The organism is Zhongshania aliphaticivorans, from assembly GCF_001586255.1.
In the GTDB taxonomy this organism is placed as follows: Bacteria; Pseudomonadota; Gammaproteobacteria; order Pseudomonadales; family Spongiibacteraceae; genus Spongiibacter; species Spongiibacter aliphaticivorans.
On the sequence record NZ_CP014544.1, the window covers coordinates 2,335,344 to 2,355,934 of the forward strand.

Consider the following 20,591-nt stretch of genomic DNA (forward strand, 5'->3'; position numbering starts at 1 on the left):
TCACCAAAAAATTAATCGAGTTTAAACACCCGACGAGCATTTTCGCGTAAGAACTTCGGCCATACTTCGTCTTTAAACGGCACATTCGGCATATCTTTAAAAATGCGATCCAGCGACAAGCCCATGGGGAAATAGCCCGCATACATGACTTTATCTGAGCCGCGGCTATTCGCAAATTTAACAATTTCTTCTGGGTAATGCTTTGGCGCAAAAGCGCTGGTCATGTAATACAAATTGGGGTATTTCAGCATGAGCTTCCACGCTAATTTTTCCCATGGTTCGGCACCGTGGCGCATCACTACTTTCAATTCAGGGAAAAACCAACATACCTCATCAAGCAGTTCCACTTTCTGCGGCGCCATTGGCAGACGTGGGCCGGGAACACCGACGCAAGGGCAAAATGGAATATCGAGTTCAACGCATTTGGCGTAAATCGGATACCATTTTTTATCGTCATAGGGCACTTGTGGGCACAGACCTGAGGCAAAGCCGGTTATTGCTTTAACACCAAATTCTTTGTGCAGGCGCACGATTTTTCTGACTTCGTCCATGCCGTTATTGGGATTAACTTCCAGCGAGCAAAAAAAGCGATCTGGATGGCGGCGCAGCGCTTCCTTGGCAATCTCGTTGTGATCGTCAATGCCGAGCATGGCGCGTTCAATATTATGCTTGTCCATTTGTTCAATGGTGTAAGCAATATAATCTTCTTTTTTGCCGCTCTCAGGAATGTCCTTAAACATATACTGAGCGGGCATTTTAAACATGGTGCGGCTTTCTTCATCCATCAGCAGCGGCTTCATAAACTCATACCACTGGCTATTGTCCTCGCCCGGTACGCTGAGCATTAGGTCTATTACTTTAATGTCGTTGGGCATTGCCATGGATCGGCTCCTGTTAATTATTTCATAATGGCCGGGTGCGCCAATTTAGACTTCACATTCTTCACGATATGCCCACAGCCCTCAATAACATAAGACGTCATCGGGATAGCAAAAACGGTCAGTTGGGAATTGCCGATTCAGCCTTTAGTCAAGGCCTGACGAATGTCTGCGGCAATTTCAGCTAGCGCGCTTGGCGCCGCAGGTCGACGACCATGAATGAGCTTTGGGCCGCCGTGGTGACTAGGAATAAGATGCATATGGTAATGAAAGACGGTTTGCCCCGCCGCACGCCCATTAAGCTGATGAATCGCCAATCCTTCGGCCTTACTAACACGCTTAATAATCGGCGCAAGTCGCTTTGCGTGGAGTGCAACAGCGGTCATCTCTTCACCGCTTAAGGTGAAGAGATTGTCATGGTGCTTAAGGGGAATAATAAGAGTATGGCCAGCACTGACCGGCGAAATATCTAAAAAACTCAATACTTGCTCGTCGCGATAAAGAATATGCGCTGGCGCTTTACCCGCAATGATTTTACAAAAAATACAATTTTGCGCTACTGACTCATCGCCGAATAAGCCTTGCTGCATAGTCCCAATACCCTAATTATCAATTAAAACCCCCAGCAGACCCTGGCGCTAAACCTCCATTGGCCCAGTATCGGGTTCATACACCCCGCGATAAGGGGAGCTTTGGGGGTCGACACTGCGAAAGCGATAAACGCCCTCGTCGTCGAGCTCACGCTGCATGCGCCCCTCTGCACACAAGTAATGAAGGTGGGCAATCGCTTCGCCTAGCGCCAGGCTAAGCTGGTCCATTGCCACTTCCCGCGCGAACATAATACTGAACAGTTCGATCGCTTTTTTGGGTTCAATGCAGGCTTTTTCAATAGCCTCCAAATGCCCTTCGTGATGGGCAATCAAATAATCCAGACGCGCGTGAACCCCGTAAAACGGCGCATTATGCGCAGGCATCACTAAGGTGTCGGGGTCGAGATCGGCGCGAAATCGCCGCAGCGCATCGAACCATTCTGCCAATGGGTTTGCTTCGGGCTCCAAGGGCATGACGCTAACATTTGAGGTAATGCGGGGAATAATCTGATCTCCCGACAACATCAGTTTATCTTCAGCACAATAGAGCGACACATGCTCTGGTGAGTGCCCCGCTCCCGTCATGACCCGCCAGGCGCGACCACCAACATTCAATACCTGGCCTTCGGCCAAACACCGATACGCCGTTGGCAGGGGTTCAACAACGGAGCCAAACCCCTTAAAACGGGTGGCCATTTGCTGTAAGTAGTCCCGCTCGACTCCCGCGCGGCGGTAATACTCTTCAGTAGTCCAGCTTAAGCTGCCACCGCCAATACTCGTAAACGTGCGCGCAGCATAATACTCGCGAAAGCTCATATATAAGGGCACGCGCAAATGTTCACACAGCCAACCCGCTTGACCAATATGATCGGGGTGCATATGAGTACAAATAACACCGACCACGGGCTTACCCGCCATTGGTCCGGCGAGTAGCAGCTCCCAGCGCTCGCGAGTGTCACCAAGGTTTATGCCGGTATCTATTATCCACCAACCGGCGTCATCCTCGAGCACATAGAGGTTAATGTGATCCAGCGCCATCGGCAGCAACATTTGCAGCCAGTAAACACCTTTGGCGACTTCCAGCCACTGGCCTTTTTCTGGCACATCGGCAAAAGGGTAAGAAATTCCCGTTTTCGAATCACTACTCATAATTCATCCATTTATTACTCAAGCCAAGACAATGAGTTCTTCGCCACTGCCTTGAATAATTCACCCTAAGCGCAGGGGTAATTGCCGCAAACGCTGACCAGAGGCGGCGAACACCGCATTGGCTAAAGCCGGTGCCAAGGGCGGCACACCGGGCTCGCCCACACCGGTCGGCGCGTTGGCGCTGTCGACGCGATAAACTTCAATATCAGGCGACTCATTCATTCTTAGCATTTCGTAATCATGGAAATTACTCTGCTGAACAGCACCATCTTCTACCGTAATCTCGCCTTTGAGGGCCGCAGTCAAGCCAAACACAATACCACTTTCCATCTGCATAGTGACAATGTCAGGGTTAATCGCCATGCCGCACTCTACCGCGCACACCACTTTATGGACTTTAATCTTGCCGTCCACTATCGACACATTCACCACTTGCGCAGTAACCGTCGAAAACGACTCATGCACTGCTACGCCTTGAAACTGGCCAGCAGGTGGGTTCCCCCAATTGGCTTTAGACGCGGCCAACTCCAGCACCTTGCGACGCCGCGAGTCTTTGGCTAAATGTGCCAGGCGGAAAGCCACCGGGTCTTGCGCTGTGCGATGAGCCAGCTCGTCAATAAAGCTCTCCATAAAGAAGGCATTTTGGGAATGCCCCACCGAACGCCAATAGCCGAGCGGAACAGTGGTTTTTTGCTCCACATAATCGGTGCGCATATAGGGGAACTCATAATCAGAATGTGCCAAGCCCTCTGAGGCAGCCGGGTCGGTATCGCTAGCAAGACCCCCGATTTTTTTGTGGAGCCCGTTAGGAAGCCATTGTGGCAACAAGGTATTGGTAACGTACTGCACAAAGCTGCCAATAATACTCGGCGCAACAATCTTGGCCTGCAAGCTGGTGACGGTCGCGTTATCAATCATTGCGCTCATGGCAACGGTGGAGTTCGGACGATAAAAATCGCCCCGCATATCGTCCTCGCGACTCCACACTACCCGCACTGGTTTGCCACTTAGCTGGGCAACTCGCGCCGCCTCCACCAAATAGTCGGGCATAATACGACGACCAAAACCGCCGCCGAGCATTTGATTGTGAATACGAACCTGCTCGCGTTTAAAGCCCGTAGCATCGGCGATTTCTGACATGGCGATATCGGGCGATTGATTACCCGTCCAAATTTCAACACCCGTCTTAGTGACCACGGCCAAGGCATTCATTGGCTCCATTGTCGCGTGGGCAAGATAAGGCACATCGTAAACGGCTTCAAACAACTCGCCCGTCGCGGCACTTGCTTCGCCTTTTTCTTCAACATTTTTGCCTTCTTCACTGCCGAGCAAACGATGTCGCTCGTCACGTAAGGCTTTGCTGCTGACCCCGGCGAGAGGGCCTTTATCCCAAACCACATCAACGACGTTGGCCGCTTGGCGCGCCTGCCAGTAGCTATTCGCCAGCACAGCAACTGCACCGTCTACCTCAAAAACCGACGTCACCCCCGATTTCGTCAACGCCTCGCTTGCATCAAAACGCTTCACCTTGCCACCAAATTGCGGGCAGCGCAGTAATACTGCCGTTAACGCATCTGGGTATTGAACATCTATTCCGAAGTCAGACTTACCGGTCACTTTAGCCAAGGCATCTAAGCGCTGATTATGGCGGCCAATATACTGAAAATCCTGTGGCGACTTGAGCTTCACCTCGGTTGGGGTCGGGAGGCCTCGGGCAATCGGCAGCAAGGTAGCAAATGTCACCTCGCCCCCAGCGTAAACGACGCTGCCATTTTTAAGGGTGAGCGCCGATTCCGGCAGTGATAAATGCTGGGCGGCCGCGGTTTTTAACATCGCCGCGATGGTGGCTGCCGCCTCGCGCACTATGCTGTAGCTCAATTTTATCGAGGAGCTGCCGCCAGTAATCATGACGTAAAATTCAGGGTCGCGAAAATCCGGGTAAAACTCCGCCTGCTGCACTGTAATCAGACTCGGCTCCATATTCAGCTCTTCGGCGGCCATGGTTGCCATGCCGGTGTACACGCCCTGGCCCATCTCAGATTTATGCAATTGCAAAATCACGTCGCCATTGGGGCTAATTTGCAAAAAGGCATTGGGCTGCAAATCTGTTGCCGAAAAATGCGGGTATTCTGGTTTCGCACAGCCACTAAGGTTAAAACCAATGGCCAAGCCGCCGCCCAACACCGCGCCGCTTTTAATAAAACTGCGTCTAGAGAGAGTCATTACACGTTCTCCTTAACAGTTTCAGCAGGGGTATAGTGCTGTACGGCGAGTTCTGACGCGCGGTGGATCGCTTTGCGAATCCGCGGATAGGTGCCACAGCGGCAGATATTACCCGACATGGCGGCATCTATTTCAGCGTCATTGGGTGCATTGTTATTAGCGAGTAAAGCCACGGCCGACATGATTTGGCCCGACTGGCAGTAGCCGCACTGGGGAACATTCATTTCCAACCATGCTTGCTGAACCGGATGCAAACGATCATCTGCCGCCGCAAGACCTTCAATGGTAGTAATCTCACGGCCATTGATAAATTCAGCCGGATAACTGCAGCTCCGAATTGGGCTGCCATCCAAATGCACGGTACACGCGCCGCACAGCCCCATACCGCAACCAAATTTGGTGCCGGTCATGGCCAGATGGTCACGCAACACCCACAACAGCGGCGTACCTTCATCAACACTTAAGGTCTGCTGCTGACCGTTTAAAGTAAACCTTAAATCCGCCATGTCCTCTCCGATAACATTTTTGCAATGGGCCACACTATACCGGCCTAAAGCAGCAATGTCCTGTTACAAAATGTGCATAATTAGGCCGCGCGCGCCCCTAACAATATCAACGCAGAACGCCGCTAAATACCCGCCAACATAAACAAATATCACTCGAACTAACGCAAAAATGGCAAAAAAAAAGCGGCGGCAACCCCCAGGATTGCCACCGCCTAATTGAACTTAATCGTTTAAAAACGTAAGACAAAATCCGCAGACAAAGTATTGGCCGACATATTCACCGACTCGTCATCGTCCAGCACATAATGATCGTAACCTATTTGGATATCAGCGTTACGAGCTACCGCAAAGCGCAGCCCAATACCAATATAGGGGTCTGTACCCTCTACCGAGAATTTACCCTTGCGACTAGTGTCCTCTAAGGTACCCGCAAACTCCCAAGCATAAACCCCAAACCGAGCATACGCCCCCATTGGCTCGTGAGCCGGGGTATGCACTTTTACCCCTAAAAACACGCCATCAACATCGGCGTCCATATCCACCCGCCCAGCACTATAGCCATTATTCAAAACTTGCGAACCATCAGAAACACCGCTGGCGGTTAACTTACCTAGGTCAACAAAACCCATTTCTAGCGCCAGCTCAGGGCTAAAACCAAAACCCACACCAAATCGAAGACCATTCGTTTCATTATCTATTTGCACATCCGACAGCGAGCCATCACCAAAGCTGTACCGAAAATCCGACGCTTCAAAATCGTACTCTGTCGCACTGAGTCCGCCAAACACATACATACTCGGGCCACCGCGATAAGGGCTGCCACTGTCATGCTCGGCAAGGACAAAATTAGGAAGTGCAACAAGCGTGGCAAGCGTCATAGCAGGAAGTAGTTTCATGGCAGTGCTCCTAATTAAGTATGCCCGCAGTATGCTCACCGTTAACTTAATCCTGCCTGAACAAGTCAGTGGCATAATTCACTCATTAGTGTGCCTGCGTCGTACCGTATCAATCGCGATGTATGCACCAATTTAGCGTTGCGCGCTTAAGCTTGGTGCGACAGAGCTGAAATATGCAAGCAAACGTATTTCGTGCCACACGGCGTTCGACGACATTAGCTGCCAACTATTACTCACAAAAGTGTATCGACCTCACTTAGCCCCCCACTTGAGCAAATAAATGCTGTCACACCAACTTGGCTTACTTGATGCATTGAAGTAATCAATAGCGTTAGTAATAACTTGCCACGTTGCTGTAACACTAGGGTCAAGTATTACCGTTAAGATGCTAAGGCAAAGCACTTCACGACTCGCTAATTCACCAATAAAGCACTGAACGAGGAAGCACATATGGATACCGCCAGCAGTAACGTCTCCCAGACTTTGCAACTCCTCAAAGGAAAGCACGTCTTAATTACCGGCACCACCGGCTTTGTCGGCAAGGTCATGTTGGAAAAAATTATGCGTACCGTTCCCGGTATCGGCGGTGTTTACTTAGTTATTCGCGGCAATAAAAAGCACGCCAATGCGGGTAGCCGCTTTGCCAATGAAATAGCCACATCGTCGGTCTTTGAGCATTTAAAACTCAACTCTGCCAGCTACTTTAACGACTTCTGCGACAATCGTATTCACTGCATAAGCGGTGAAATTAGCGAACCCCAATTTGGCCTGCCACGCAGCGAGTTCCGCGCACTTGCCGGTAAAATCGACGCGATAGTGAACTGCGCTGCCAGTGTCAATTTTCGTGAAGAGCTCGACCGCGCCCTCGCGATCAACACTCACAGCTTGCGCAATATTGTCGAGTTGTCAGATATCGCAGGCAATATTCCTGTTATACAAGTCTCAACCTGCTACGTTAACGGCTTCAACAAAGGCCCTATTCATGAAACCGTGGTCAAGCCAACACGCGGTGAACTCACTCAGCACAAAAGTGGCTACTTCGAGGTGTGCAGTTTAATCGAAGAACTAGAATCAAAAATTGCTGATGTACACAGCAAATACCAGGGCAAAGAACTTAAAAGCCAACTGATTGAGCTCGGTATTCGTGAAGCCAATGCCCTAGGTTGGAATGATACTTACACATTTACTAAATGGCTGGGGGAGCAAATTCTTTTAAAATCGCTAAGGGGTTACTCACTCACCCTTTTAAGACCGTCAATAGTTGAAAGCACGCTAAACGAACCGGCACCGGGTTGGATCGAAGGCGTGAAGGTTGCCGACGCGATTTTGCTCGCCTACGCCAAAGAAAAAGTAAGCTTTTTCCCCGGCAAACGCAGTGGCGTTATCGACGTTATTCCCGCCGACTTAGTGGCTAACAGCATTCTACTTTCACTCGCAGAGCAGTTTAAAACCCCGGGCAACCACCACGTTTATCAGTGCTGCAGCGGCGGAGCAAACCCACTCACCCTAGGCACGTTTATCGACCATTTGATGGCTGAGGCCAAAGAAAACCACGGGGCTTACGACAAACTGTTTGCACGGCGCCCTCGCAAACCTTTTATTGCAGTGAATAAACGCCTGTTTAATGCCATTACCTTGTGCATGAGTTTTGTACTGCTTATTGCCAGTCAAACCCTTGGCAAGCTAGGCTGGAAGCGGAGTCTTAAAGCCCGCCGCAACCTTGATGCGGCCATAAGTTTATCGACCATATTCTCGTTTTATACCGAACCAGAATATACCTTCCACAACGACAAGCTCATTAATTTAGCCAAGCGCATGGGGCCCGCAGACCAAGCGCTGTTTCCGGTAGATGCCCGCGCAATAAACTGGGAACACTACTTGCGTAAAGTTCACATGGCGGGCCTCAACTGCTACGCCTTAAAAGGCAAAAGCCAAACCGCGACAAACAGAAAAATTGTGGCTACAAGCCAAAAGCAAGCAGCTTAAACTCGCGACTGCGCGGTTCCGTCGCGCAGTCGCTCCGACTATTAATCTCGAGCCCAGGCCTCCGCCAAAGCGGCCAACTGCTCGGCCACCACCGTCCAGCCCTCAACAAACCCCATTTCCTCATGCCGCTTCATCGCGGCCTCGTTCCAATGTCGCGCACTGGCGGTATAGCGCGTACCCTGCCCTTGCGCACTAATTTCTAAAAAACCAATCATAAAGGCATCACGTGGCTGCCAATCGACGGTAAGCGCGTCCGTAAACACAAAGCGCACACCCGGTGTGAACTCAAGTACGACGCCCTCAGTAAGCTCCCGCTCGCCATCGGGGCCGCACATTGCCAGCGCAGCGCGGCCACCGGCGCGCCAATCTAAGTCGATCACCTCTGTACGCCACGGTTTAGGGCACCACCACTCTGGCAGACGCTCAATCATCACCTGCCACACCGTGTCTGGCGGGGCATCAATAAAACGACTAACACTCAGTTCAAACGGTGGCTGACTCATTAGACTACTCCCAAGCTAAATTGCAGATTCAATTAAAAGTCGTGACCAAACAACAAGCCCCTGGCGCTGAATGATCCCCCTGTTTAGTCGAAATCCGACGGCGTATTTCGACATTGCAAGGCAACATTACATAACACTCGGCAAAATCTAGCTAACAGCCTCGACGTACTGTGAGAGAATAGCCGCAATAATATGCAATTTAATTGCATTCGCTACCTCTGATGCCCTGAACTGCCAACGTCAAGGCTATGGAGCAAACGCCTAGCCAGCGTGGTATGTCTTAATTAAGCACTGCCGACGGTATCGCTAATAATTTTAGGCATATAGCGCTCGGGGTATATCAACTGAATTAATTTGGTGAACAAAATGAATAGCAAGATTGTTGTTATAACCACCGGAGGGACGATAGGCTCCATCCTGCAATCTGGCGCCGTCTCGGTAGATTTATCTGCAAACAAAATTGCCAAAGAAATAGAACTAGCAAAGCAAACACTGGGCTATGACATTGAAGTCATATCGCCAATAAATAAAAACTCCGAAGCATTGGCACCCAGTGATTGGCTAGATATCTTATTGAGCATCCAAACAGCCTGCGAAACCGATGCAAGTGGTATCGTTGTAACTCACGGTACCGACACCCTTGCTTATACAGTATCAGCAGCGGTGGCCTTAGGGCATTTATGGAATAAGAAAATTTGCTTTACCGGCGCATTTTACTCACCCGACAACCCGTCTTCAGACACCTCTTTGAGCCTTTTAGCTGCGTTAGAATTTGCCGCGTCAAGCCATCCGGCAAGTGGCGTTTTTGTCGCGTTCAGATCAAACGAAAACAATAGTGAGGCCAGAATCCTCAATGGCTTCGACGTTAAGCCCATGAGCTTTGACGACTCTTACTTTGGCGCCTTATATAATAATGTGCTTGCAAGCTACTCCCTAAAATATGGCTTATCCGACCCCATACCCAGCAAGAACATAACACACCCCAAAATTGAAACTACCAGCCTGCCTGACAAAAAAGCCATTGAAGCAGCCCAAGCCAAAATATGCTGCATAACACTCTACCCCGGCATAGATAAAAGCGTCCTCCAAGCCGTCACAATGGGCCGAGACATCGTCATTATCGAGCTATACCACAGCGGGACAGGGCCCTATGGCGCGGACTACAACGACCTTATTGAACACCTGCGCGAACACGCAGATAAAACACTCTTTCTATTGGCGTCTTTCCCGAGCGAATATATACAAACCCCCTACGATAGTAGCCGAGCCCTTATCGACGCCGGGGGCTGCATTTACAAAGATGTGCAATCGCACTTCTTATACGTTTTCTCACTGCTATCGCTTGCCCTCGGAAATACCAATGAGCAGATCAAACGCCAGCTCGCGGATTGGCAAATGGGTTAGAGCAGCAAGATGCATCAATCCGAACAGCCAAGGGTTTATAAGGCATCCGTTAATGGGCACAACCGAAAAATATTAAGGGAGGTTAAAACATAAGGTTTGGTGCCCGGGGCCGGACTTGAACCGGCACGACATTGCTGTCGGGAGATTTTAAGTCTCCTGTGTCTACCGATTTCACCACCCGGGCTAAAGGGTTCTGGCGTGAGAGCCAGTAATGATACAAAAACCTATGAACAACGGCTTTTGGGTAGCGCTAGTGCTTTAAAAGCGTTCGCAGTCTACTGATATGATTCAAAAAAATCAACGGCTTAGGGGCTTTAATTACTGCCTAATTGGCAATTACCGCCAGACGCGCCCGTTGCCGGGCACGATAGCGCAATGACAGCACTAATGCGGCCAGTAGGCCCGCCATTGTCCATAGCGGGTATTTAAGGCCATAAACCAATGGGCTCAGGCCCACCCGGGTGATTACCCGCAGCGTGGTTGAGCCTGCAATAGTCTCTGCTATTGGTGGTGAGTATTGATAATAGGTGGCCACCAAGCTGCGCCCCCAGCTGTAGGGCAGCAATACGGTGTCGCGAAAATTGCGCAATACTTGTACATCTGGCGCCATATAACTGCCATAGGCCGCAGTGGCGATAAAGCAGGCTCCGCCGCCGCCACCGCCACTACTTCTGGCTGCCGGTGTTGCTGGCGGCGCTTGACCTACTGATATGGCAAGAGCGCTTGCCGCTGCCTCCGCATTAATTAGGCCGTCACCACTTACATCGTCGTAGCCATTGGCTGCGCGACGACCATTTACGTCGATAGCAGTATTCTTTACTGCGGCAATCAACTGCGCAGGCGTCGCTGTTGGGTAGGCTTCCTTATAAAGCGCAAAAACCGCAGCAGCATTAGGCGCAGCAGCGGAGGTTCCGTAAAAGTTGGGGAAGTTATCTGGCTCGCCATCTTCTGGCGCCACATTGGCAGACGACACCCCCAAAAAGGTGTTGTTGTTGCCGTCAACTGCAGCAAAGCTGGGTACTTCGCGATTTTCTACTTGATAATTGCCGTCTTGATCAAACTGTAAGCGATTCGTGCCGCCCCTTGAGGTAAAAGGTTCTGGGTCGATACCAATGGTATCGTAGCCTTCTGGACGAAATTCTGGCGACTCCCACCACGGCACGGCCGCGACTGACGCAACGTTGCGAGCCATTGAGTGACCCCAAACAGCAACGCCATTATAGGGGTACTCAACATTGCTAGGCGTATCGCCTGTAATCAACATCCGAAACTCTAAGCGAATACCCGCCTTTTGCGGAATGTCGTCTTGGTTGCCATCAAAATGCTCAACTGCAATATAAAAAACTTCGGTGTTAGGCCCACTCTCTAAGGTCACAAACTCAAAGGCGTCACCGCTTGGATTGCCGGTTGTTCCCTGCTCATTTTTCCCGGCATCGACGTAGTCTGGGTTAGCTTCGTTGAACGCAAGCAAACTCGGCGTACGCGTCGCGTATAAATCGAGATCTATTTGTGCGCCATTGGCAGGACTAACCGACGCATTGGGCTGGTTCCAATTCAGTACAACATAAGTTAATGAATTAGGTGCAAGGGTAATGGCCAAAAACTGATCACTGCCATTTGAGCGCCAGTTATGTAGGTCATTGCCCGTTGGCACTGCACTAACACCCGGCTCATCTATACTGGTATTTGAATCTTTAAACAGGAAGCGATAGGCCTGATCGGCGTCATTACCCGCAGCAGTTAAGTAAGGTATACCCGCCGCCACACAGCGACTGGCCGCGAGTGCGGGCAAGTCGTCTTGATACACGCTTTCGCTGAGAAACAAAATGTCATCAACGACAATATCCGCTTGCCCCGGGCTGCATAGGCGATCTATGGCCTCAGCCAATTCAACCCGGCTTCTGCCTGCCGCGTGAAATAAAAAATTGGCGCCCGGCGCAACGTCATAGGCCAACTCAGCCATGGCAGCCCCTTCGTCGGTGCGGTCTTCGACATCGTCTCTAAGCAGGCCAATTGAAGCCGGAAGGTCACCACTATCTTGAGAGCGGCTGCCCTGCAGATTACCGGCAGCATAGAGTGCAGGCACGGTGTTGTCATCGCGCATTGCACTGGTCTGGGCAAAGCTGTCTGAAATTATCCCAATGGTCTGACCATTACCATTTACGCCCAGGGTGTTGCTGATAATATCGGAACGCATCGCCCGACCTGCCCGGCTAGTAACCGAGCCAACCCGCAGTACCGAGGGTGTTTCTAAATTAAGCGAGCGGATGTTGCTGAGTTCGGCCAAGGCAAGCAGTGCAAGGGCTGAAGATGTTCTAACCGACGCATATTTGCCATTACCGCTTAAGAATAGTAGCTGAATGCCCTGCTCAGCTAAAAACTCCTGCAAACCAATGTCATTATGAAGATGTAACTCAACGACCATGCCTTTCTGCCCGCTGCTGCTGCCGCGCAGTAAAGCCTGCTCGTGGCCAATATCGAGTAAAGGCTGACGATTGCCCCCAACAGCCCGCTGCAGTTGGCTGTCCATTTTAGCGAGCGCTGGCGAGGTTTGTGCAAGCTTCTGCTTTATATTGGCTTCTGCAAAAACACCGGTGCTAAGCAGACTAATGCTAAACACCAGTATTGTTGGCCAGCTATTTTTTACGCTCATCGAATGCCTTCAGGGATAATTCCCGCTTGGGTATATCAGTGCTCACTGACACTGCTGTAACTCCTTCAATCGCGACTAGCTGCTGCAATTGCACTCGGGTTTTAACCCAAAGCCTAAGACGCTGATTAACCGGATTCATGTAGTCTAATGTATAGCCTGCGTTTTTGATATTTGCGACCATCGCGTCAACATTTTTCGACCAATAGCGAATATCTACCAATAAGCCCAATTCTGGATCAATGTGGATCGCCAGGCCTTTCGCGGTTATACGCCACAAAGACTCATCTAGATTCACCAAAGTGTCTAAAGGCGCATGCAAAACCACATTTTGAATAGTGGCCGCGTCGCGGCTCTCGCGCTGGCGATCCGCCTCTTGGTTGGTACAAGCAAACAACAAGCCGCCCACTGCAACAAGGACTAAGCACAGGTCAATGACAGCCGTAACATACTGTTTTAGCGTTAGCATTAGTTCTCCTATCCTGTGCCGATAAACAGCGCAATTTATCCATGCCCGTTAGTTTAACGGTTGCGGCCGCCGTAATAAGTAAGGGATTCACACAGGCCCAGCCACCAAATTGCACTCTTGACATCGACCGCCAACATATATGAAAATTCGAATATATTAACCAAGGTCGCGCCCACTATGCCACTACCCCAATTTTTCAAATGCCTTGCGGAGGACACTCGGCTTAAAATTTTGCTGCTACTTAAAAGCCATGCCGAGCTGTGTGTTTGCGACCTGACACTTGCTCTTGCTAGCAGCCAACCGAAAGTGTCTCGCCATCTTGCCGAACTTAAAAAGCATGGCTTAGTGAGTGACGAGCGGCGGGGAAAGTGGATTTACTACCGTTTAAACACCGCGCTAGCGCCGTGGCAGGAGTCGGTAATCGCGCTGGCATTAAGCAATACACCCGATTTTATTCACGCCGAAAACACACTACTGAACAGTCACCTAAATGAGCGCTGTTGCTAATTTGCGCGCGCCTTCACTCTACCGAGTACGATCATGACCACGCCATTTAAGATTTTATATATCTGCACCCACAATCGCTGCCGCAGCATTTTATGCGAGGCCATTAGCAACGCAGCGGGCGCAGGTGCAATTGAGGCGCGCAGTGCGGGCAGCCAACCTAGCGGCGAAGTTCACCCTTTGAGCCTGCGATATTTGGACGAGCTAGGCATTGCAACTACTGAGCTGCGCAGCCAGTCCTGGGACGAGCACCGCAATTTTGCGCCGGATTTAGTTATTACGGTTTGCGACAGTGCTGCCGGCGAAGCCTGCCCACTGTGGTTGGGCAGCGCCCAAAAAGTGCATTGGGGATTGGCCGACCCATCAAAACTCACGGGCAGCGATAGCGAGATCGCCGCAGGGTTCCACGCTTGCATCGCAGAAATTCAGCGCCGTACCGCCGCGCTTCTGGCCTTAAACCTGGGCGCATTGCCAGCCGATGAGCGACTCACGGCCCTGCGCACGCTCGGCGCACACTAAACTACTTTTACCTTTCGGAGTATTACATGGGATTATTTGAACGTTACCTGAGCGTTTGGGTGGCACTGAGCATTGTGGTCGGCGTTGCGTTGGGGCAGGTCTTTCCCGCCCTCTTCAGCCTTGTTGCCAGCCTCGAAGTAGCTCATGTTAATTTAGTGGTAGCAGTGCTTATTTGGATCATGATTTACCCAATGATGATCCACATTGATTTTGCGGCCATGAAGGATGTTGGCAAAAAGCCAAAAGGCTTAGCCCTTACGCTGGTTGTGAACTGGCTGATAAAGCCCTTCACCATGGCGCTCATCGCCTGGCTATTTTTTGACGTGCTGTTTGCCCGCTGGGTCGACCCCCAATCCGCCAGCGAATACATTGCTGGGATGATTTTACTCGGCGTAGCACCCTGCACGGCAATGGTCTTTGTTTGGAGCCAACTCTGTAATGGCGACCCAAATTACACCCTGGTCCAAGTTTCAATAAACGATATTATTATGGTGTTTGCCTTTGCGCCGATTTGCGCCCTTTTACTTGGCGTTAATGCTATTACCGTGCCGTGGCAAACTCTGCTGCTATCTGTGTTTTTATATGTGCTTATTCCCCTTGCTGCTGGTTACCTCACCCGCAAACTCATTAGTGGCAACGGCATTACCAAGCTCGGTAAAACCCTCAAACCGTGGTCTATTTGCGGCTTATTAACCACCATCGTGCTGCTCTTTGGCTTTCAGGCTGACGTTATTATTAGCAAGCCCCATATTATTGTGCTTATCGCCATTCCGCTGCTCATTCAAACCTATGGCATTTTTGCCTTGAGTTTTTTTGCCGCGCAGCGCCTGCGCCTGCCCTTTAATATTGCCGCGCCAGCCTGCATGATCGCCACGTCCAACTTCTTTGAGCTAGCGGTAGCCGTAGCCATTTCGCTGTTTGGCTTGAACTCGGGGGCAGCGCTAGCAACTGTGGTTGGCGTATTGGTTGAAGTGCCGGTGATGTTGTCGCTAGTGTATTTTGCAAATCGTAATCAGCATCGCTTTGGGTGATACCGCTCGATGCTTGACGGGAGACAGGAGCCCCAAAAGCATGTTGATAGTGTGGGATGTGGCGGGGCTGAGGCCTGATGTTTAAGGGCATTCGCTGCGCTCACATGGATCCCTGCCTGCGCAGGGATGACTTCATGTGCGGCAGGGATGACATGATCTGCGCAGGAATGGCTTCATGTGCGGCAGGGATGGCTTGATATGCGCACATACGACTTGATGCGCGCACGTGTGACAAGGTTTAGGGAGACATAATTTGATGTGCGCACGTATGACGAGGTGTCGGCAGATATAACTTAATTGGCTCGGCGTGAGCGCAAATAGGCGCGAAAAGTTCGTCACACCTGCGGAGGCAGGTGTCTATTCTAGCGACGACGCTACAATAATGTCGCCTTTACGAACGCGATAGCCGCTTTTGGTTTTAGCCTTTCCCATCCCTAAGCGCTCTTTAGAATTTTGCAGGCGCGTAACCAGTCACTTCACTAATACCCATTTCCTTACCGAGTGCGGTCAGCGGATGTACTACAACCAAGCCCCGCACCGTTTTTTTGAATTTACCCATATCGGCCTGCTCGGCTTTGGTCAAGGCTCTACTAAACCCAAGAGCCTTGAGCTCTTCCGCCTTGCCCGCATTTTGCGCCCCGCGCATACCTTTAATGCTGGCCACTTTACGGCTTAAAGTACTGAGCTCTTTTTTAAACTGCAGCACTGACTTTTGATCATCCCGCAATTTAGCCGCTTCTAATTTACGGCGATACAGATCAATTTTATTATTCAGTTGCTGGATATCTTGATTCAAATTCATGGCGTAAACCTCACTCTGGGTGCGCACACGCACACCTCTGCGCCAGTGCTTATTAGCACGGGCCTAATAATTGGCGGCAGTATAGCAAGAAGTCTCGACTCGAATTGAGTCAACTAAGCCAGTTCAACAAAATTACCTTATAAAGCGCTGACGAGACCACCCGAAACGGCGAATAGGGGCAGTGGCCTGCCCTTGGGTCACTGTTGAGCTTAAATGCTAAGCTAAATCGCTTACTTGCTTGCGCTGAGCCGCTTGCCCAGCGAGTAGATCGTCTGGCTGCTCGTTGTCGGGTTGCGATTTAGGGAAATATTTTAAGAAATAGGGTCTACGCAACACCAGAAACGCTGCAGGCACAAAAAACAGAGACAAAATCGTTGTCAGCACGGTGCCACCGGCTAGCACAATCGCAAATGGTGGCCAGAACCCGCCTCCAGATAAAATAAGAGGTAGTAAGCCCACCACCGTTGTTATTGTGGTGGAGCTGATGTGCTTAGTACATATCGCTACCGTCTCAACAATTTCAACTCGATTCCCCGACATTGCCAACGGCGAGGCTTTGAGCTCTGTCAAAATAACAATTGCCGCGTTAACCGCTAAGCCCATTAACCCCATTAAGCCGAGAATCGCTGTAAAACCGAATGGGAACTGCGCAAACCAAAGGCTCAACATGCCCATACCCGCCGACTGGATAGCCACAATAAAGACCAAGGCGGACAATCTAAAGGAATCGAAGGCCATTACCACCGTCACGACCAGTAGCACCAGAATAATTCCAACGCTCCCTAACAGTTTACCCACCGTGTTATTGCGCTCTTCAGCTTCACCGCCAATCTCTAGCTTATAGCCGTCGGGAACCACAAAGCCATCATTCTCTATGTTCGCTTTTATGCGATTAAGCACCACCGCTGGTAGCACTCCATTGCCGACATACACCTCAACGGTATTCATTCGCATACCGTCCCGGCGTGATATTTTGGCTTGCGCTGGGCGTAAACTAACATCAGCCAAGGCCGACAAGGGGCGCGAGCCCGTTGGCAGCGCCAAGGGAAACGACATCAACATATCGACGCTCAATTGCTTAACCTGTGCGCCGGATACCCGAATTGGAATTTGTTCAGTGCGGTCAAGCAAGCTACTACTGACCACACCGTCGACACTCGCCGCCAGTAACCGTGACAAATCTTTTAAGCCAACCTTGCTGCGCTGAGCCTCACTCTCATCAATATCTAACCAAACTTTTGGCACAACTTCAGCGAGCGAATCACGAGCGTGAATAACATCCTTGGTTTCTAGGACGATGCGTCTAAGCTGATCACCGAGTCGTTTTAACTGGGCTATATCATTTCCATACAAGCGCAGCTCAACCGGAGCATTAGATGGCGGCCCCTGCGCCAAGCGCTGAACCACAATTTGGTAGTCAGGAAACGCCGCATCTAGCTCAGTTTGCAATTCACCTACTAAGCGATTGGCAGCCCTAAAATCGACCATCGTGATCATCGCTTGCGCGTAATTAGATGAACCGTCGCGACTGTCTTTTAAATTGTAATAAAACGACGGCCCATTTTGCCCAACAAACCAATTTAAAGCCCTTATTTCGGGATGCGCGTTGATAAGCGTACTGACTTTCTGGGTCGCTTCTAACGTGCGATGTATGCTGGTTCCCGCGGGAAGAAATAGCTCAAAATTAATCATGTCCCGGTCTGACGGCGGGAAAAACTGTTCGGGCAAGGTGTTTATCAAAAAGAAGCCGCACAGCGGCAAGATTGACGCCAACAACATCACTCGGCGAGGTCTTAGCAAAACCCACCCGAGTACGGACCTAAAGTAATTATCTAATTTCGGATGACTCGTGCCGCTGCGTTGCTTTTTGTCCAACCACCGCCCGGCTATAGGGGCTATGATCAGCAAAGAAATGAGCCAAGAACCGGCTAGCGAAAATATAACTGCATAGGCTAACGGACCTACAAATTCGCCAGCGGGTCCTGCCATTAAAACAATGGGCATAAACGTTAAAATAGTCGTTAGTGTTGAGCCCAGCAGCGGTATCCAAAGGTGACGTAACGCTTTAGTCGACGCGGCAACAGGCGAAAAACCACTACGACGATTACGCATTACCGTATCAACAACCACAATCGCATTGTCGACCATAATACCCAGCGCAACTATTAGCCCTGTGACCGACATCTGATGGATCGGCAAGTCAAAGAAACGCATACAGGCAAGCGAAAACATCATCGTTAACGGCAATGACACGGCCACAATAACCGCCGACCTCAAGCCCAGGGTATAAAGTAAAATAATAAAAATGAAGATAAAACCGAGTAAAATATTATTTACCAATTCACTGAGCCGAACATCGTTGTAGCGCTCTTGTACGAATAGCTCTTGCACCCCGACTTCTTCGGGTAAAGTTTTCTTAAACTCGGCAACTTCCTGCTGCAGCCTTTCTGTCCAATGATCGCCCCGGCGGTCAGACAGCATCCGCGACCCCACTGCCACACCGCGCTGACCGCCAATTATTGCAAATTCAGACGGCGAGTCTGGCTCGCCGCGATATATTGCTGCAATATCTTGCAGCTGCAATGAGCCGCCGCTGGCTAACGTTAACAGCGGCGTACGACGAACCCGCTCAAGCTCATCAAAACCACCCTCTAGCTCGAGCGACAGCCGCTGCGTGGCATTACTCAATTCACCAGCCGCCGTTTTAGCGTCACTACTGCTTAATAAGGCCGCTATTTGCGGTACATCTAGCCCTACCGCAGCCGCTTTGACGAGATCAACTTTAACTTGAACCTCTTCCGCTGGGGCGCCATAGAGCTTCACTAAATCCGTTCCAGACAGACCGCGCAGTCGGCTGGCCAATTCTTCGGCATAGCGACCAAGGCGCAATTCGTCAACCTCACCTTCGCCCTGCCAAACAAGCGCGCCGATCCACGTAAAAGCGTGGCCACGCTCAGTATCAACAACAGGCGCTGACGCGCCCGCTGGCAGCAAGTGTCGCGACTGTTCAATTTTGTCGCGTATTTCTGCCCATAGCACCACATTCTCATCGCCGTAAATTTCGTCTTTCAGCTGCACTACGACGATCGACACCCCAGAGCTAGAGTGGGATGTGACATGAATAACTTCGGGAATACGGCGAATCACGTCTTCTAAGGGCTCAGATACCAGTGTTTCGATCCGTTCCGCACTTGCGCCGGGAAAAGCAGTAATCACCAGCGCATGCCGATTGGTCATCTGCGGGTCTTCCATGCGCGGCAAACTGCCAATGGCAGCAAGCCCCGCCACCAAAATAAGGGCAAACGCCAGCGCGACCATCCGCGGGTTATTAAGGAGATTTTGGCTCATTCGGTTTACTCCTGGGCCAAAATAACATGCAATTCAGGCGCCAGGCGATGAATGCCACCACTGACAACACGGTCGCCACTGCGTAGCCCGCCACTTAAATATACTTGGCCTTCATATTGATAAAGGACTTGCACCGAGCGTTTTTTTAACTGAAACCGGCCCTCTTCCCTCGACACTATCTGGTAAACGGCCCAGGTTCCACGCACGTCTTCGAGCAATGCCTGCAGTGGCACCCAAAAGCCCGCAACCTGACGTGTCTCGGGCAAAATTAAATACGCGGTATTACCGTCAACAGCAGGGGCATCAACCGGCATGCTAACGCGCACCGTGCGCGTTTGCGTGCGCCAATCAAGATTTTGCGAAACCGAAATAAGGTTCGCTTGCCATTCGCCAAAATCACCCATTACGGGTAAAGGTTGACCAACAACGAGATTGCGACCCAGCTGGTCAGATATCCCAAACACTGCCTCACTGCGACTGGATTGCACAATTTGCATCAGTGGCTGCCCGGCTGCAACCAGCACTCCCGCTTCTAATTGCATACCGGCAATTTCTCCGGCAAAGGGCGCAAGGAGCTTGGATTTTTGTATGCGTAAGGCCACACCCTGAAGTTTTGATTCAACTTGCGCTAACTGCGCAGCCGTCGCTTGGCGCTTTGATACCAGGGTCTCCAGCTGACCTTCCGACACGTACGCCTTTTCGCGCAATGCCTGCAGGCGAATGAGGTCTTTATCAACCTGCGCGAGACGAGTACTTACTTCGATCCGCGCCGAATTAAGTTCAGTTTGCTCAATCTCCAAGCCACGAGTGTCTAAGCTTGCAAGCACCTGCCCCGTCTCGACACGCTCGCCGTCTTCAACGCTCACGCTCATTACTTGCCCAGCAAGCTCGAAGCCGATCTCTGCGCGCTGGCTACCGATGACGCGCCCGGCGAATAGGCGTTGCGCCTCATAGGACGACTGCTCTTGAATAGTCAGGTAATTCACTGGATGCAGTCGTGTTTCAGCCTGCGCCCCCACCAGAAGAAAATTCGCTAAACATAGTAGCGTCGCTGCAGTATAAAAGCGTTTCATTGCCAACATTCTCAAGTGGATCCAGATTGGCACGAATATAGATAAATCAAACTGGACTGT

Annotated in this window: 17 protein-coding genes and 1 tRNA gene; 5 read left to right on the forward strand and 13 right to left on the reverse strand. The window is 50.8% G+C overall.

The window, feature by feature from the left end; translation table 11 throughout:
• Nucleotides 1–11: 11 nt before the first annotated feature.
• The 6 genes from AZF00_RS10370 to AZF00_RS10395 all read right to left on the reverse strand — a co-directional run bounded on the left by AZF00_RS10370 (nucleotide 12) and on the right by AZF00_RS10395 (nucleotide 6,242).
• Nucleotides 12–881 (reverse strand): amidohydrolase family protein, encoded by an 870-nt coding sequence (locus AZF00_RS10370; protein WP_008249720.1) that lies wholly within the window; start codon nucleotides 879–881, stop codon nucleotides 12–14.
• A 137-nt stretch (nucleotides 882–1,018) separates the two neighbouring features.
• On the reverse strand, nucleotides 1,019–1,468 hold the full coding sequence (locus AZF00_RS10375; protein ID WP_008249718.1) for an HIT family protein: 450 nt from the start codon (nucleotides 1,466–1,468) through the stop codon (nucleotides 1,019–1,021).
• Between the two features lie 48 nt (nucleotides 1,469–1,516).
• Complete coding sequence (locus tag AZF00_RS10380; protein WP_008249716.1) at nucleotides 1,517–2,617, reverse strand: MBL fold metallo-hydrolase; 1,101 nt, start codon at nucleotides 2,615–2,617, stop codon at nucleotides 1,517–1,519.
• Between the two features lie 60 nt (nucleotides 2,618–2,677).
• The gene (locus tag AZF00_RS10385; RefSeq protein ID WP_008249714.1) at nucleotides 2,678–4,840 is read right to left on the reverse strand and encodes a xanthine dehydrogenase family protein molybdopterin-binding subunit; all 2,163 of its coding nucleotides are present in this window, start codon (nucleotides 4,838–4,840) and stop codon (nucleotides 2,678–2,680) included.
• Nucleotides 4,840–5,346 carry a (2Fe-2S)-binding protein gene (locus tag AZF00_RS10390; RefSeq protein WP_008249713.1) on the reverse strand — a complete coding sequence of 169 codons (507 nt, stop codon included), beginning with the start codon at nucleotides 5,344–5,346 and terminating at the stop codon, nucleotides 4,840–4,842. The genes AZF00_RS10385 and AZF00_RS10390 overlap by 1 nt, the downstream gene beginning before the upstream one ends.
• Nucleotides 5,347–5,576: 230 nt before the next feature.
• Entirely contained in the window at nucleotides 5,577–6,242 is a 666-nt protein-coding gene (locus AZF00_RS10395) for an outer membrane beta-barrel protein (protein ID WP_008249711.1), read from the reverse strand.
• 450 nt (nucleotides 6,243–6,692) lie between these two features.
• Between AZF00_RS10395 and AZF00_RS10405 the strand changes: the two genes are divergently transcribed.
• Nucleotides 6,693–8,228, forward strand: coding sequence for a fatty acyl-CoA reductase (locus AZF00_RS10405; protein ID WP_008249708.1), 1,536 nt, complete (start codon nucleotides 6,693–6,695; stop codon nucleotides 8,226–8,228).
• A 41-nt stretch (nucleotides 8,229–8,269) separates the two neighbouring features.
• On the opposite strand, the gene AZF00_RS10410 is transcribed toward AZF00_RS10405, so the two are convergent.
• Nucleotides 8,270–8,731, reverse strand: a complete 462-nt coding sequence (locus AZF00_RS10410) for an SRPBCC domain-containing protein (protein WP_008249706.1) — start codon at nucleotides 8,729–8,731, stop codon at nucleotides 8,270–8,272.
• 366 nt (nucleotides 8,732–9,097) lie between these two features.
• On the opposite strand from AZF00_RS10410, the gene AZF00_RS10415 reads away from it, so the two are divergent.
• Nucleotides 9,098–10,135, forward strand: a complete 1,038-nt coding sequence (locus AZF00_RS10415) for an asparaginase (protein ID WP_008249703.1) — start codon at nucleotides 9,098–9,100, stop codon at nucleotides 10,133–10,135.
• Nucleotides 10,136–10,232: 97 nt separating this feature from the next.
• Here AZF00_RS10415 and AZF00_RS10420 read toward each other — a convergent pair.
• From AZF00_RS10420 to AZF00_RS10430, 3 genes are all read right to left on the reverse strand, one after another.
• Nucleotides 10,233–10,319, reverse strand: a tRNA-Leu gene (locus AZF00_RS10420).
• A 141-nt stretch (nucleotides 10,320–10,460) separates the two neighbouring features.
• Nucleotides 10,461–12,788, reverse strand: a complete 2,328-nt coding sequence (locus AZF00_RS10425; RefSeq protein WP_008249701.1) for a CFI-box extended C-terminal domain-containing protein — start codon at nucleotides 12,786–12,788, stop codon at nucleotides 10,461–10,463.
• Nucleotides 12,772–13,254 (reverse strand): hypothetical protein, encoded by a 483-nt coding sequence (locus tag AZF00_RS10430; protein WP_008249699.1) that lies wholly within the window; start codon nucleotides 13,252–13,254, stop codon nucleotides 12,772–12,774. Before AZF00_RS10430 ends, AZF00_RS10425 begins: the two co-directional genes overlap by 17 nt.
• Nucleotides 13,255–13,431: 177 nt before the next feature.
• On the opposite strand from AZF00_RS10430, the gene AZF00_RS10435 reads away from it, so the two are divergent.
• The 3 genes from AZF00_RS10435 to arsB are packed head-to-tail and all read left to right on the forward strand — an operon-like array spanning nucleotide 13,432 to nucleotide 15,308.
• Complete coding sequence (locus tag AZF00_RS10435; protein ID WP_008249697.1) at nucleotides 13,432–13,761, forward strand: metalloregulator ArsR/SmtB family transcription factor; 330 nt, start codon at nucleotides 13,432–13,434, stop codon at nucleotides 13,759–13,761.
• A 33-nt stretch (nucleotides 13,762–13,794) separates the two neighbouring features.
• On the forward strand, nucleotides 13,795–14,277 hold the full coding sequence (locus tag AZF00_RS10440; RefSeq protein ID WP_062383709.1) for an arsenate reductase ArsC: 483 nt from the start codon (nucleotides 13,795–13,797) through the stop codon (nucleotides 14,275–14,277).
• Between the two features lie 26 nt (nucleotides 14,278–14,303).
• Nucleotides 14,304–15,308, forward strand: coding sequence for an ACR3 family arsenite efflux transporter (gene arsB / locus AZF00_RS10445; protein ID WP_062383712.1), 1,005 nt, complete (start codon nucleotides 14,304–14,306; stop codon nucleotides 15,306–15,308).
• A gap of 445 nt (nucleotides 15,309–15,753) precedes the next feature.
• Here the strand turns inward: arsB and AZF00_RS10450 are convergent, their stop codons facing one another.
• From AZF00_RS10450 to AZF00_RS10460, 3 genes are all read right to left on the reverse strand, one after another.
• Nucleotides 15,754–16,110, reverse strand: a complete 357-nt coding sequence (locus AZF00_RS10450) for a YibL family ribosome-associated protein (RefSeq protein ID WP_062384860.1) — start codon at nucleotides 16,108–16,110, stop codon at nucleotides 15,754–15,756.
• A 216-nt stretch (nucleotides 16,111–16,326) separates the two neighbouring features.
• Nucleotides 16,327–19,458, reverse strand: a complete 3,132-nt coding sequence (locus AZF00_RS10455; protein ID WP_062383715.1) for an efflux RND transporter permease subunit — start codon at nucleotides 19,456–19,458, stop codon at nucleotides 16,327–16,329.
• A gap of 5 nt (nucleotides 19,459–19,463) precedes the next feature.
• On the reverse strand, nucleotides 19,464–20,531 hold the full coding sequence (locus AZF00_RS10460; RefSeq protein ID WP_062383717.1) for an efflux RND transporter periplasmic adaptor subunit: 1,068 nt from the start codon (nucleotides 20,529–20,531) through the stop codon (nucleotides 19,464–19,466).
• Between the last annotated feature and the right edge of the window lie 60 nt (nucleotides 20,532–20,591).

Excerpts from the sequence above, each read along its gene's own strand:
- AZF00_RS10370 (WP_008249720.1), bottom strand. The coding sequence starts at position 881 with ATGGCAATGCCCAACGACATTAAAGTAATAGACCTAATGCTCAGCGTA.
- AZF00_RS10375 (WP_008249718.1), bottom strand. The coding sequence starts at position 1,468 with ATGCAGCAAGGCTTATTCGGCGATGAGTCAGTAGCGCAAAATTGTATT.
- AZF00_RS10380 (WP_008249716.1), bottom strand. The coding sequence starts at position 2,617 with ATGAGTAGTGATTCGAAAACGGGAATTTCTTACCCTTTTGCCGATGTG.
- AZF00_RS10385 (WP_008249714.1), bottom strand. The coding sequence starts at position 4,840 with ATGACTCTCTCTAGACGCAGTTTTATTAAAAGCGGCGCGGTGTTGGGC.
- AZF00_RS10390 (WP_008249713.1), bottom strand. The coding sequence starts at position 5,346 with ATGGCGGATTTAAGGTTTACTTTAAACGGTCAGCAGCAGACCTTAAGT.
- AZF00_RS10395 (WP_008249711.1), bottom strand. The coding sequence starts at position 6,242 with ATGAAACTACTTCCTGCTATGACGCTTGCCACGCTTGTTGCACTTCCT.
- AZF00_RS10405 (WP_008249708.1), top strand. The coding sequence starts at position 6,693 with ATGGATACCGCCAGCAGTAACGTCTCCCAGACTTTGCAACTCCTCAAA.
- AZF00_RS10410 (WP_008249706.1), bottom strand. The coding sequence starts at position 8,731 with ATGAGTCAGCCACCGTTTGAACTGAGTGTTAGTCGTTTTATTGATGCC.
- AZF00_RS10415 (WP_008249703.1), top strand. The coding sequence starts at position 9,098 with ATGAATAGCAAGATTGTTGTTATAACCACCGGAGGGACGATAGGCTCC.
- AZF00_RS10425 (WP_008249701.1), bottom strand. The coding sequence starts at position 12,788 with ATGAGCGTAAAAAATAGCTGGCCAACAATACTGGTGTTTAGCATTAGT.
- AZF00_RS10430 (WP_008249699.1), bottom strand. The coding sequence starts at position 13,254 with ATGCTAACGCTAAAACAGTATGTTACGGCTGTCATTGACCTGTGCTTA.
- AZF00_RS10435 (WP_008249697.1), top strand. The coding sequence starts at position 13,432 with ATGCCACTACCCCAATTTTTCAAATGCCTTGCGGAGGACACTCGGCTT.
- AZF00_RS10440 (WP_062383709.1), top strand. The coding sequence starts at position 13,795 with ATGACCACGCCATTTAAGATTTTATATATCTGCACCCACAATCGCTGC.
- arsB (WP_062383712.1), top strand. The coding sequence starts at position 14,304 with ATGGGATTATTTGAACGTTACCTGAGCGTTTGGGTGGCACTGAGCATT.
- AZF00_RS10450 (WP_062384860.1), bottom strand. The coding sequence starts at position 16,110 with ATGAATTTGAATCAAGATATCCAGCAACTGAATAATAAAATTGATCTG.
- AZF00_RS10455 (WP_062383715.1), bottom strand. The coding sequence starts at position 19,458 with ATGAGCCAAAATCTCCTTAATAACCCGCGGATGGTCGCGCTGGCGTTT.
- AZF00_RS10460 (WP_062383717.1), bottom strand. The coding sequence starts at position 20,531 with ATGAAACGCTTTTATACTGCAGCGACGCTACTATGTTTAGCGAATTTT.